Annotated in this window: 9 protein-coding genes; 2 read left to right on the forward strand and 7 right to left on the reverse strand. The window is 48.9% G+C overall.

Features of this window, described 5'->3' with window-relative positions:
- Positions 1-42: 42 nt before the first annotated feature.
- Positions 43-363, reverse strand: a complete 321-nt coding sequence (gene rbp, locus OL444_RS10460; protein ID WP_264733263.1) for an RNA-binding regulator — start codon at positions 361-363, stop codon at positions 43-45.
- Positions 364-617: 254 nt separating this feature from the next.
- Here rbp and OL444_RS10465 point away from each other — a divergent pair, with 254 nt between their 5' ends.
- Positions 618-1,337, forward strand: coding sequence for a hypothetical protein (locus tag OL444_RS10465; RefSeq protein ID WP_264733262.1), 720 nt, complete (start codon positions 618-620; stop codon positions 1,335-1,337).
- Between the two features lie 48 nt (positions 1,338-1,385).
- On the opposite strand, the gene OL444_RS10470 is transcribed toward OL444_RS10465, so the two are convergent.
- From OL444_RS10470 to OL444_RS10485, 4 genes are all read right to left on the reverse strand, one after another.
- On the reverse strand, positions 1,386-2,009 hold the full coding sequence (locus tag OL444_RS10470; RefSeq protein WP_264733261.1) for a DUF4230 domain-containing protein: 624 nt from the start codon (positions 2,007-2,009) through the stop codon (positions 1,386-1,388).
- Between the two features lie 157 nt (positions 2,010-2,166).
- On the reverse strand, positions 2,167-2,610 hold the full coding sequence (locus OL444_RS10475) for a GNAT family N-acetyltransferase (protein ID WP_264733260.1): 444 nt from the start codon (positions 2,608-2,610) through the stop codon (positions 2,167-2,169).
- Between the two features lie 75 nt (positions 2,611-2,685).
- On the reverse strand, positions 2,686-3,525 hold the full coding sequence (locus OL444_RS10480) for a helix-turn-helix domain-containing protein (RefSeq protein WP_264733259.1): 840 nt from the start codon (positions 3,523-3,525) through the stop codon (positions 2,686-2,688).
- A 220-nt stretch (positions 3,526-3,745) separates the two neighbouring features.
- Complete coding sequence (locus OL444_RS10485) at positions 3,746-6,580, reverse strand: alpha/beta hydrolase family protein (protein WP_264733258.1); 2,835 nt, start codon at positions 6,578-6,580, stop codon at positions 3,746-3,748.
- Positions 6,581-6,973: 393 nt separating this feature from the next.
- Here OL444_RS10485 and OL444_RS10490 point away from each other — a divergent pair, with 393 nt between their 5' ends.
- A complete protein-coding gene (locus OL444_RS10490; RefSeq protein ID WP_264733257.1) occupies positions 6,974-7,921 on the forward strand; it encodes a hypothetical protein in 948 nt (315 codons plus the stop codon).
- A gap of 195 nt (positions 7,922-8,116) precedes the next feature.
- Here the strand turns inward: OL444_RS10490 and OL444_RS10495 are convergent, their stop codons facing one another.
- Together OL444_RS10495 and OL444_RS10500 are read right to left on the reverse strand one after the other, a co-directional pair.
- On the reverse strand, positions 8,117-9,781 hold the full coding sequence (locus tag OL444_RS10495) for a RagB/SusD family nutrient uptake outer membrane protein (RefSeq protein WP_264733256.1): 1,665 nt from the start codon (positions 9,779-9,781) through the stop codon (positions 8,117-8,119).
- A gap of 11 nt (positions 9,782-9,792) precedes the next feature.
- On the reverse strand, positions 9,793-12,960 hold the full coding sequence (locus OL444_RS10500; RefSeq protein WP_264733255.1) for a SusC/RagA family TonB-linked outer membrane protein: 3,168 nt from the start codon (positions 12,958-12,960) through the stop codon (positions 9,793-9,795).
- Positions 12,961-13,236: the final 276 nt, after the last annotated feature.

Below are 13,236 nucleotides of genomic sequence, written 5' to 3' on the forward strand. Positions count from 1 at the left end.
GAAAGCCCTCTTTTTTTGTTTCTTTGTGCCCGAATAAGGGGATTAATAACGACGATCGCGGGAACCGTATCCGCCACCGCCACGGTTGTTACCACCACCACCTTTGAAATTATTATTCGGTTGTTTGGGTCTTGCTTCGTTTACCATCAATTGCTTTCCTTCGATTTCGCTGCCGTTCAAACTATCCATAGCCTTTGCTCCTTCATCTTGATTAGGCATTTCCACAAAACCAAAACCACGTGAGCGGCCGGTTTCATGGTCCTTGATAACCTTAGCGGAGGTAACCTCTCCAAATTCGCTGAAAATCTGATGAAGATCTTCATCGTTCAACCTATAATGCAGGTTGGCTACGTAAATGTTCATGATAACTGAAATTAAAAAAATGAAAAATAATATACTTGAAGTTATGAAAATTACGCTAATAAAAAAGTTGGCAATGAAATATTTTTAAAAGGCCTCCTCCTTTTACCCCCTCCATACTGCTTTATATCCTTACTGGATAAAGATTTTAAGGTGATGGAAATATATTTTAAAATGCCTCTCCAAACGTCAAAAACAAGCCTTTTTACCGTTTTTTTTTCGTAAATTCAGGATATGATCCATTAAATTAATTACTTATGGGAGTGCTGAGTGATACCTGGTTTGCAGATGGTTATATCGATTTTGAATTGAAAAAATATACCTTGCTCGCCTATCTGCAAGACATCAACCGATACTTCAATCAGAGCAAGCTTTATCCCCAGTTGGCCGACATCATCTTTCACTACAACAATCTGGTCGCTTTCCGGGAGAATAAACAATTTCTGCAGCAACAGTTTCCCAAACGCCTGACCGCCGTGAATATCGAAAAACTGCAGCTGTTGTACGAACAGCTGATTGCAGATGATGAACTGATGCAGGAACTGGAACAGATTATCCAGTATTCACTGCCACAGCTGGATACCACCATTAAGGAAGGCACGGAAATCTATGAGTTTGTGGAAAACAAGCTGAGTATTTGTCCGGTAGGACTGATGCCGCTGGAACCTACCGAAGGCTATCTGCTACTATGCGACGGCCGTTGCCGGGATACGCTGGTTTATGTTTACCGGCTCACCATTTTCGAACGGCATGATGAAAAATTCAGAGGCATTCATACGGCTTACCTGAAAGCCTATAAAAAAGACCTGGTGCATACCAGCAATCATATCAAAACAATGCTGATCCGGGAACGCACCGACCTGCCCAATCCGGCTGTTTATTGTGTGGAAACACCGCTGATTGTACCGGTCGATGAAACCCTGCTGCCCATTGCCAAAAGGAGCCTGGTCAAATATATTACGCAGCATGCCGCGTGAAAAATAAACCGCCTTTCCGGAAAGGCGGTTTGCTATTGCAGGTATGCGTTATTGTAACGGCGGTTGTTGGGTAGGTGTACCAAATTGAATATCCAGCGTATATTCCTTTTCCTTTAGAAAAGGTGCATAGTATTGATGCAGAATACTGCGGATTTTTGCTTTGGAATGTTCTATATACACCGTATTATTTTCCAGCTGAGCCCTGGAAGTCTGGTATAGTTTCTTCTGTGCATCCGTATAGGTTTCATCATTCTGAAACAGCAGCCAGCCCTTACGATTGGCCGTTTCCATCTTATCCATTTTCAACTCATAACTGAGCAATACCGGCGCGGGCAGACTGATAGTAATCTTTTTACCGTTAGTGGCTACCCGAAATGTTTTATCGTTGATATTGACACCATATTTCGCCTGATAAGGAATGGATACCCATACCGTGTTTTCCAGGAATGTTTTCCGGATATTATCGCCCCAGTCGCCGTTGTCTTCCACATTGCTGCGTTTCAGACTCGCGTTGCCCTGCACATCGAGACTGGCCAGTTCCGCAATCTCTTTGATAATCGTGCTGTTGGAAATCACCTGCTGATTCAGGTCCGTACCACCGAAACGTTTGCCCAACCAGAATATCAGGATCGCCAGCAATAAGGCGGCTGCCAGGTATATGATCTTTTTCATGCATGTAAATTACTAAAAAGCAGGGAGCTGACAATCTGCAGTCGGGGTGTTGCCCGTCAATAGCGGCGTAGAATAACGATGTCCTGTAAAAAAAAGAAGTGGTTGACTATCTCTTTTTACCCGACATCGTTATCATGTTGCCCATCAGTACCAGGATTTACAGGTAGGGCTGGGGGCGATGGAGTTGCAGAAATTTCTGCGGATCGGTAATGTCTGTGAAACCAAACTGCCGGTACAGGCTGTGGGCATCTGCTGTTACCAGCAGCCATCTCCGTAAACCTTGCAGATCGGGATGTGCTATCACGGCACGCATGATAAACTTCGACAAACCTTTACCCCGATGACTGGTCACAACAAATACGTCGGCCAGGTAGGCAAAGGAAGCACCATCTGTAATCACCCGGGCAAAACCAATCTGCCGGTTGTCGTGATACAAGCCGAAACACAGAGAGCCGGCAATGCATTTTTCTACAATGCTGAGCGGAATACCTTGCGCCCAGTAAGATTCAGTAGCTAAAAACTGGTGAATCACTTCCGTGTCCAGCTTTGATTTGTCTGTGGAAATAAGGTAATCTCCTTCCTGTACGGTGATGTTGGTCATATGCCGGTACTGTTTAGCGGATGTAGCATAATATTACGGATACTAAAATAGGTAATATATCAACATCCGGGCAGACTAACTGGCTACTGCCACGCGGGTATTTGCCGGCATATGCGCTATGGTAGCAGCAGCGGCGGCCGGTGCAAAATAGGCCGGCGTTTCTCCGTGAAACAGCAGATAATCTTTGATGAACATCGCCTGGTTGTAGTACTGCGTGGGCGTAATAGCTGCCTGCCATTGTGGTAACCGCAGGTCCTGCAGGGTACGCAGGGCAGTTTTATAGCGGATCATGCGGGCATACAACTGTGGCGGCAATCCTACAACGGCCGTGAACCGACGTTCCAGCGTAGGGCGTGACAGATGGAAATGGTGAGAGAGTTCAGGCAGACTTACATTCCCCTGGTTGCACAGGAGGTAATCCGCGATTTCGTCTATTTGTTGCAGACCACGGGTTTGTTGTGCCATGGCTGCTTTACAGGCATTATTCAGGTGCGGTATCATGGCCTCCGGTGTAGACAGCGTGGCTAATGTGGCCGGCAGTTCCTGCCAGTGCGGCAGGTCCAATACATCCAGGTTACGGTAATAGTTGGTGAAATGAGCCGCATCGAGTCCGAGTACCCGGTAACAACCGTAGGCATTCAACTGGATGACCGCCATTTTAATCGGGCCACGTACCTGCAGCTGACAGGCGCAGGTGAAATGGCCGATGATGGCATTTTGCGGCAACGTGAAAGCCGGGTGATGGGCCGGTTTGATCGTTGCTTCGCCTTCCAGTATACATACGATATACTGGTCGCCGAGGGCTAAAAGGTTTTGCGGGAGTTGTATCAGCCCCTGGGTATTATCTTCCCAGTAATAATATTGTTTTACAAACGGATGCAGGGCATCTTCCGGGCAATAAATATGGAAGTTCATAGGCATAAGTATGTAGTGTTTTCAGGATATCGTAGTCTCGTGCTGTTCACGCCTGTTGCGGCGTCGTGTTCTTATTGTAAATATATGTTAAATGTTTTATATTAATTAAATAATAATTGTTTTAATGGTTCCAGCCTATCTAAAAAAATATAACGGATCACGGGAATGTGTTTTGTCCCGGTGATCCGTTATATTTTTTTAGATTATCTGATAGCTTGGTTTATTCCCAGCCCCAGTTGATCCCTTTTTCTGTAGCAGGAACGCCGCTTTCCAGCCATTGCGGTGCCGGCGCGCCTTTCAGGAAGTGATCAAAAAACTGTTGCTCCCGACGCTGAATATCTTTACGGTTCTGGCGTTGTATCAGGTTGTGTGCCTCGTTGTTATAGTTAAGCATCCAAACGGGCTTGCCTAAACGACGTAAACCGGTAAACATTTCAATGCCCTGGTACCAGGGTACTGCCCCATCGGCATCATTGGCCATAATTGCCACCGGCGTGTTTACGCGGGGCAGGTTGAACAGTGGAGAGTTTTCAATATACAACTCCGGTTTTTCCCATAAGGTAGCACCGATCCTGCTTTGTGAATGCTCATACTGGAACTGTCTGTTCATACCGCTTTCCCAACGGATACCCCCATACGCACTGGTCATATTGGCTACCGGTGCGCCGGCCCATGCAGCCTTGAAAATATTGGTCTGGGTAATGAGGTAAGCTACCTGGTAGCCACCCCAGCTTTGTCCCTGGATCCCCATATTTTTACCATCTACCCACGGTTGTTTAGCGAGGGTTTCTGCAGCGCTCACGATGTAGTCGTAGGCACTCTTGCCAGGATAACCGTTTTCGTAGCTGATATCCGGTGCAAACACCAGGTAACCGCGGCTTACGAAGAAGGAAATATTCAGGCGGGATGGCGTAGGCGCCGGGGCCTGATAGCTATACAAGCCATCTGTTAATTTCTCATAGAAATAAAAGATAACCGGATACTTTTTGGTGCTGTCAAAATCTTCTGGTTTGTACAGGATCCCTTCAGACGATTTGCCGCTGAAAGTGGTCCACTTGTATAGGGAAGCCGTACCCCAGTTATAGTTTTGCTGCTGCGGGTTGGTGCTGCTGATCTTCGTTGCTTTATCCAGCTGGGTACCGGTATATACATCGGGCGATTGGGTGTAGCTGGCCCGGGTGAAGGTATATACAGGAGCGTCTTTGGCTTTCAGCAGATCTGTAAAGGAAAAAGGACCGGCGCTCAGGAGCTGCGGTACGCTGCCTTTGACTGCCTTAGCTGGCAGCAACAGGGAATAATAGCCGTTATATTTGGTGCTGTCTGCAAAAGTACTCAGCAGCAGGGTTTCGTTGGGAACAAAACCGGTTTGTTCCGGATTGGTTTTTACGATGAGGTAACGGGTTTTGGTTTTGCGTCCGTTGCCGGCAGTAATCACTACCGGAGCGATTTTACCTTCCGGATCCACCTGCCAGATGTCATAACGGTCATAGATATACGCAAACCGGTCGTCTTTTAACCAGCCAGCCAAACCATAAGGTTCCGGTACATCCGGATGATCATCTTCTTCGTCAGCGAGTGCGGTGGTAATACCTTTGCTGAGCGGAATCACCGCGCCGGTAGCATTGTTGTGCACAAACCATTGTTTGTTTACCAGATCATACCAGGTAATATACTTCCCATTGGGAGAGAGCGTAAAATAACCATCCAGTTTTTCTTTGATCAGCTTACGGCTGCCATCCTGTATGTTAACGAGGTACGCTGTTTTAAGGGTACGGCCTATCCATTGCAGGGGAACACGTGCGCCTTTATCAGTGTATCCCAGGGCATAGGGGCTGTTGCCTTCCTGCGCCGTGAAGATGGATTCCAGATTTTGATCGCCCAGCTGTACGATACGTTTTGCGCCGGTATGATATACGGCTGCATAACTTCTTTTCAGTTCCTTGTCTGCGTTTTTCAGCTGCATGGGCTGCAGGTAATCATCTTTATAATTCCAGATATCTACCTTGGCTACTTCAAAATCCACGATGGTCGTGTCTTTCGGCGGTCGTACCGGGGCCGTACCAAAGAGCAGCCGCTGTCCGTCTTTACTGAAAGAGAGGGCACTGTTAGGGTTTACGGTCCACTGTTGCGGAATACCGGTACTGTTTTTACCTGCTACTGCCAGCGCGCTGTCCTGTCCTGGTTTGAAGTAATACAGCTGATAAAACTGCTGCAGTGCCTTTGCGCTGTCGCGGGTACCGAAATAAGCGGCCTGTTCTCCTTTTTCATCAAGGGCCAGTTGCTTATAGTCGCCGTAACCACGGCTCAGGGTATCTGCTTTTCCTTTGCCGGCATGCCATAACAATACGGCGGTGCGGGAGAGGGAATCTTTTTTGTTGGAGGTAATCGCTGCCAGCAGGCTGTTGCCCGGTTTGCTGAAAGCGTAGGAGGTCACGTTTTTGATGGTGTCCTGTACACCTGCTGCCAGTTGGCGGATGATGAGCACACCGCCGTCCTTATCGGCGTCGGTACGTTTGTCATCGTCTTCCCGGTCTTTGGAGGCAGGGGCTGGAGCAGCTTTACCACCTTTGGTTCTGGCAGTATCGGCAGGTGTTTCCTGCAGCCATGCCAGCAGGCCACCCCCTTTTTCAGGCGCCTTAAAGGATTTTACGGCGGCAAATTTCAGGATGTCGGATTGTCCCAGTGTGACGATACCCAGGGAATCCTTCGGCATTTCCGCCGGTTTCTTTTTCTTGATTTTTGCTTCGCGGGTATCCCGGAAAAAAGGTTTGATACTGAAGGCTACATAACGGGAATCTGCTGTGATGAGTGGATTGCTGCCTCGTGGAATGGTCATGGACCGGTTGGTTTTCCGGTCGTAAATAACCAGGCTGGCATCTCCTTCCTGTGGCGTGACAGTATACACCACCCATTGTCCATTGTTGCTGATCAGTTTTGTACCGATGCTTTGCCAGCTGTCATATACACTGTGATCCAGCGGCTTTTTGGCATGTTGTTGCGCATAAGTGAAATACGGGCTACTCATAAGCAGGAGGCCCCAAAAGATCTTTCTCATAGGGCTAAAGTAATAAATTACGACAGGAATTAAACAATCGGGCGTACCAGTGGTAAAACGATTTTTCCCGCAGGAGGGAGGATGACCGTTGCCGGCAGCTAAACAGGCCGGATCAGGATATCCCCGATGGAGGATAAAAAACAGGAGCGCCGGCGGGTATCAACCAGTTCCGGAGATGACTTTATGGTGATGGCATACGCGGACAATGTTGTTGGTCAACTGTAGGCCGGCAGCACTCCGGAAATAAAATTATTTTCTGCAGGGCAATGCGCTACATTGCTGTACTGACAAGTGCTAAAGCAAATGCCTATAACATGTTACCCGAAAGCAGACAGCTCCCCCGATGCTGTCAACGTGATCATTATTTCCCTTTTATCACCCAAAATTTAAACGATGAAAAAGATATTATTCCTATTCGCAGTAGTCTGTTTATTTTTCATGGCCTGTACCAAAGAACAGCAGTTAAAAAAAGATAAATCCTATACTGATCAGCCCACAGCTGCAGCCAGCAGTCAGGCAGCTTCCATTGATAAAGATGTGTTTACCTATTCGAGCGACTGGTCTGGTAAGGTGCAGATTGTGATTGTATCCAGATCTGAATCCGGCACGCATGTATTTACCGATGTAACGGTGCCACCGGATTATGTACTGATTGGTGGTGGCGCGGTAGCTACCTATCCGCAGGGGTCATACGGCGCATTATTAACTGCCTCTTATCCGGATAATAATTTAAGTACCTGGCATGCGGCTTCAAAAGATCACATCCAGTCAGCCAGTCATACCCTGACGGGGTATGCCATCGGATTGAAACTGAGTGGCGTCACTAAAGATGAACTGAAAACCTATATACAAATCAGTAGCAATACGACAGGTACAGCTGGTCACCCCAATACCTATGTAAGTACCAACGGTGGGTATACATTAATAGGTGGCGGCGCCAAAGTAAACTGGAGCGGCTGGGGTAATCTGTTGACAAAATCAATACCCAGTGGTAACAGCTGGCTGGTTGGCAGTAAAGATCATATTGAAAGCTCTCCTGCCAGCATTACTGCTTATGCTATTGGTATCCAACCCAATATCCCCAATTTCGGAGCATTGGAAATTCTGCAGGAATCCGCTTCTACTTACGCAAGTGGCTCTCAGGGCGTGGTGACTGTAAATATTGATAATACATGGGTAGTGGCCAGTGCCGGTGCAGAAGCGCAATATGCCGGCCTGGGCAGATTATTGGTAGGCATATTGCCGAATGTAAGATCCGTAACCGCCATCTCTCACGACCATTTGGAGTTTGATGGTGGCACTACTTATGCCTATGCGGTAAAAATCAGGAAAAAACCATAACCGGGTATCCCGGATTTATTTCGGGTCAGCAGTTGTTGGCAAGGGATAAAAAAGGCGAATCGGGGCGTCTTCTTATGCCAGGCAAGCGGTATCGTCTATAGCTGGAACAGGCATAAGCCGTGCTTATCCGGCCAGCTATCCGAACGAAGCCGATGAACAGTTTAAAGCTGTTCATCGGCTTTTTTACAGAGATGATTACCAGCGTGGGTTTTGTTTCAACGCACCATTGGGATATAACGCGATCTGGCCGCTGGGTATCGGCAGCAGATAGTTTTTAGGTGTTTCAAATTTACGGACAGTACTGGCTTTGTAAGGCGTAATATAACCTTTCTCGTCCCGCAGTACGTCTGCGTTTCCCTTTACCCTGGCGCCTTTGAAGATGTCGGGGTTTTTGTTGCTGTCCATATAATCCCCTTTGCTCCAACGCATCAGGTCATGGTAGCGGAAGCCATCCATCATGAGTTCTGCTCTTCTTTCCCGGCGTATTTCCCAGATGAAAGAAGGTACATCAGGATCTTTTTTAGAATCCGTGTATGGTACACCGTTAGCAGCTACCTGGGTTTCACTGAGATATTGCAAAGGAGGCAGTCCGGCCCGTACACGCAGCAGGTTGATGGACCGGTCGAGGTCTGTCTGGGAAAAGGCATACTGTCCCTCCTTTTGCAGTTCGGCGGCCGCTTCGGCGTAGTTCAATAATACTTCTGCCAGCCAGAAGAGCGGGGCATCGGTATCGTTGTACGGCGCCAGCGTGTTGGCTACCAGTGGTTGCAGGAACTTGGCCGGCCGGTATCCGGTGCTGGTACTCATGCCACCAACCAATTCGCCGTTGTAGCAGAGGAAAGTATCGATGGTTTGCAGCAGGCGTCTGTCGCGGTTGCTGCGGGTACGCTGGATGCTACTATCGCCTTTATAGAGCGGCGATACGGTGATCGGTAATCCATCTGAACACAGATAGGACTCCACAGCCGATTTGGTTAAGCCAGCCATCTGGGTACTGTTGGTATTGAAACCAATCACCGAATGGGTGAGGAAGCCCGGCAGGTATTTTTTGTACAGGATGATCTCCTGGTTACCAGACAGGTCGATGGAGTTATAGGCGGTGCGATAGTCGGCTGATAGCTTGTAGGTGCCGGTCATTAGTTTGGAAGCGGCATCTTTTGCTGCTGCCAGAAATTTCGCGGCATCGGGTAAGGCAGGATCGGTATGGTACCTGCGCCACGTACCTTCGTATAGGCCTATCCGTGACTTCAATGCCAGGGCTACATCGCGGGTGATGGTGTTGGGCTGGTCTTTTGTCCGGAGGTTATCTACGGCAAAATTGATATCTGCCAGCACACTATCCATCACCAGTACCCGGGAGTCGCGGGGTTTGTAGATCATGCCTTCATCACTGATATCCATGGAATTGCCCAGCCAGGGAAGATCCCCGTAGTCTTTCACCCGGTTAAAGTAGGTGAGGGCGCGGAAAAAACGGGCGACCCCTTTCCAGTGGTTTTTGGCTTCGTCTGACATCGGTACCCTGTCAATACGTTCCAGCATAATGTTGGCTTTTCTTATCTGGGTAAAATCCCAGGAAGTGGCGGTTGCCGGCACATTCAGCAGGAAGTTCTGAAAGGCGCTGCCAGCCTGATCATCCGTAAAGGAGGAAAAGTAAAAATCGCCGTAAGTGGTAAGATTGCCATAACCGGGAAATAATTCATAGAATCCCCAGTTGTAGCTGCGAACGTTGTCTTCGGATATCCAGAAAGTATTATCATCAAACTGATCGGGGAGTGCTTTATCTACATATTTTTTACAGCCGGTGCTCATCAATACAACAGCAACGGTGGATATAACGGAAGTGATTATACGATTTTTCATAAAGGTATCATTTAAAAGGTTACCTGTAAGCCAAAGGAAAAAGTACGTTGGAAGGGGAAGGTTCTGCCCAGGAAGTTGGATTCACCGGTGGTGATTTCCGGATCGATAGGCGCGCCTACATTGGATATTTCAGCCAGATTTTGCCCGCTGGCGTATACCCGTACCCGTTGCAGGTGTATCTGGCTGGCCAGGTGCGCCGGTAAGGTATAGCCCAGGGTGATATTTTTCAGGCGCAGGTAAGCCATGTTGAGCAGGTATTTGGATTGTGGATAGAAGTTATTGCCACCGGATGCCAGGCCGGGTATTTTACCCTGGTCGTTTTTGGAGTAAGGACGGGGGTAGTAGGCATTCGGATTGCTTTCCGTCCAGTAGTCCAGCTGATTGGCATACAGGATATCGTTACCACGGTACATCGGGAGGGTAAGATCGCCCAGGCCCCAGTAATTCACCTTGCCTACGCCCTGCAGAAATACATCCAGGTCGAAGTTTTTAAACGTACTGCCCAGTCGGATACTGTATTGGTAGCGGGGGAGGGTGTTGCCAATAATGGTCAGGTCGCCGTGGTCGCTGAGGGTACCTTTACCGCCGTCAATTACCTTGTCGTCGTTGAGGTCTTTGTATTTGATGTCGCCGGGGCCGAATACGAAATTACCATCCTGTAGTTTGGACTGGTTCGGCACTTTGGTCATATCATCTTCCCGGGTGAAATAACGGTCTGTTTCAAAGCCCCATATTTCCCCGAGGTTTTTGCCTTTGTAGTTCTGAGAGATCAGCATGGAAGGATTGTTCCAGTCGGAGATAATGGTTTTGCTATCCCAGAAGGCCAGGGTACCGTATACCAGCCAGTCTTTGTTGAGGCGGTAGTTGGCATCCACCATGATTTCATAACCACGGGTGCGGAGGGCGCCGTCATTGATCTTCGGGGCGGAGGTGCCAAAGGTAGCGGGGATGGCTCTGTTGGTAAGCATGCCGTCGGTGCTGCGCTCGTACCAGTCTACGGTAACGCCTATATGATTATTAAAGAGGCTGATATCAGTGCCGATATCGATGGTGCGTACGCGTTCCCACGACAGCGATCTGGCTACGGATAGTGGCTGGTTCACGCCCGGGGCATAGGTGCCGCCATTCATCCAGTTCACCTGACTGGTAGCCATGGATGGGATGTACCATTTACCACCGGTATCCTGGTTACCCAATGTGCCGTAGGAGGCGCGGATTTTCAGGTCGCTCAGTGCCTTCCGGATACCCTGCATGAAAGGTTCTTCGGTGATACGGTAACCGATAGACGCAGAAGGGAAGAAGGCCCAACGATCAGCAGGCGGGAAGGCGGAGGCGCCATCATAGCGGCCGTTTACTTCCAGCAACCATTTGTCTTTATAGGCATAGTTGATACGGCCAAAGAAACCGGCGTAGGCATTCTCCAGGTGGTTATTATCTACCAGCTGATCGCCGGTAGCCAGTGACAGTTCTGATTTGGTGGGGTCCAGTACATTGCGGCGGTAAGCGCCGAAGTTGAGGGTATCCACATCTTCGGCATTCATGCCGGCCATTACTTTCAGCTGATGGTCTTTGCCCAGACGCTTATCGTAAGTGGCATACAGGTTAAAGGTGTTTACCTTATAGTTGCCGGCTTTGTAACCGGTTTCGTTCTGGGCAGGGCTGGCAATGTTGGCGAGCGTCAGTGGTCCGGGCGTCCAGAAATCCCAGGCCATTACCTTGCCGCCGGCAATGTGGCGGGTGGTATTGTCGCGGCCTATGGTATAGTCGGCACGGATGTTCAGGTCTTTGGTCAGTTTCAGGGTAGCGCCCAGGTTGATGCGCTGGTAGTTATCCGTGAGGGTGTTGGTTTGCGCATTGGCCAGGTATGCCGGCGTGTGGCGGAAGTAGTTGCCCTGATAGGTGCCGTAAGGGAAATAGGCGCCCCAGCGCCACATATAGTAGAAGTAGCTCTGGTATTGATAGGGATAATCATATTTGAAGTTGCGGTATAGCATCCGGAGGTCTACATCCAGCCATTTGGTGACACTGGCATTTACATTGGCACTGATGTTATATTTTTTGATGTTGTCGGGATTCATTTTGAGCGTACCGCCTGCGTTGCTGAATCCGCCGGAGAGATAGTAGGACACTTTTTCGCTGCCGCCGGAGATGCTGAGGTTTTGAATCTGCTGTGGCGCCCACTTTTGCATCATCATATCTTTTACATCCCATACCCGGTAGAAGTAGGGTTGGCCGTCCTTGACTTCAAAATCTTCTCCGGGAACCATTTCCAGTCCTTTCCGGTTATGGGCATATTTTTCTTTCCAGTTACGGATGCCGTCCCGCAGTTGCAACATCCTCATCCCGAATATTTCAGGGGTAGTGGTACCGGCACGGGTAGCGCCTTCATACAGGCCGGTCAGTTCCTTTTCAGGATCGGCGAAGTCGGGCAGCATGGTAGGGGTGCTCCAGCCAAAGTTGTTGGAGTACCGTACGGTGGTGCGGGTGTTGCGGTGACCGGTTTTGGTTTTGATCAGCACAACGCCGAAAGAAGCCCGGGCGCCGAAGATAGAGGTAGACGCAGCATCTTTTAATACAGAGATGCTTTCAATGTCGTCGGGATTGATGAGGGAGAGGTCTGGCGTTTCCACGTTATCTACCAGCAGCAGTGGTTTGCTGGTACCGTTGAGGGAACCGGTTCCCCGGATGTTGATCGCGGGTGCCTGGGTAAGGCCGCCGTTGGAAAAGGTGATGTTCAGACCGGGTGATACGCCTTGCAATGCTTTGGAGGGATCGGTGAGCGGTCTGCCCTGCATGGTTTTGGAGATGTCGACAACGGATACGGCGCCGGTGAGATTGGCTTTTTTCTGGGTGCCGTAGCCTACTACTACGAATTGTTCGAGGGAGCGTTCGTCAGACTCCATCAGCAGCTGGTAGCTGCTTTTACCGGTAACGGGTACTTTCAGGGGCTTATACCCAATAAAGCTTACCTGCAGCAAGGTGGCGCCTGCGGGCAGTTGCAGGGTAAAATGGCCTTTTTCGTCGGCGACGGTGCCTTTGGCGCCGGACATAATGGTGGCGCCAATAACAGGTTGCTGATTGCTTTTGTCAGTCACCGTTCCGGAGATGACCTGTTGGGCCAGCAGGGAAGGGGTGTAAAGCAGCAATAGCAGTAACGTGAAAAGTAATCTTGCTCTCATGGTTGAAAGTTTAGATGTTGGTTGAATAGCGGTTGTGTTGTGACTAGTAAATATTTCCAGGCTGACAGACAGTAAACGGGTTCGTGGTTTTTACAGGTCGATAACGTGTGTTGGGTACTTAGTCGTTGCGTTTATTTGCGTTTTTAATACTTGAATTAATCCATAAATGTTGTATTTTATAAATTATTGCGTGTTATTGCGGGTTGTTAAAATACAAAATACGCTAAAATACGTATAGTTATTTTTAAAATTTACAGGGACGGCGGACAGGTAAAC

Origin of the sequence: Chitinophaga nivalis, assembly GCF_025989125.1 — a bacterium.
Lineage (GTDB): Bacteria > Bacteroidota > Bacteroidia > Chitinophagales > Chitinophagaceae > Chitinophaga > Chitinophaga nivalis.

Coding starts and splice junctions, on each gene's coding strand:
- OL444_RS10470 (WP_264733261.1), bottom strand. CDS start 2,009: ATGAAAAAGATCATATACCTGGCAGCCGCCTTATTGCTGGCGATCCTG.
- OL444_RS10475 (WP_264733260.1), bottom strand. CDS start 2,610: ATGACCAACATCACCGTACAGGAAGGAGATTACCTTATTTCCACAGAC.
- OL444_RS10465 (WP_264733262.1), top strand. CDS start 618: ATGGGAGTGCTGAGTGATACCTGGTTTGCAGATGGTTATATCGATTTT.
- OL444_RS10480 (WP_264733259.1), bottom strand. CDS start 3,525: ATGAACTTCCATATTTATTGCCCGGAAGATGCCCTGCATCCGTTTGTA.
- rbp (WP_264733263.1), bottom strand. CDS start 363: ATGAACATTTACGTAGCCAACCTGCATTATAGGTTGAACGATGAAGAT.
- OL444_RS10490 (WP_264733257.1), top strand. CDS start 6,974: ATGAAAAAGATATTATTCCTATTCGCAGTAGTCTGTTTATTTTTCATG.
- OL444_RS10485 (WP_264733258.1), bottom strand. CDS start 6,580: ATGAGAAAGATCTTTTGGGGCCTCCTGCTTATGAGTAGCCCGTATTTC.
- OL444_RS10500 (WP_264733255.1), bottom strand. CDS start 12,960: ATGAGAGCAAGATTACTTTTCACGTTACTGCTATTGCTGCTTTACACC.
- OL444_RS10495 (WP_264733256.1), bottom strand. CDS start 9,781: ATGAAAAATCGTATAATCACTTCCGTTATATCCACCGTTGCTGTTGTA.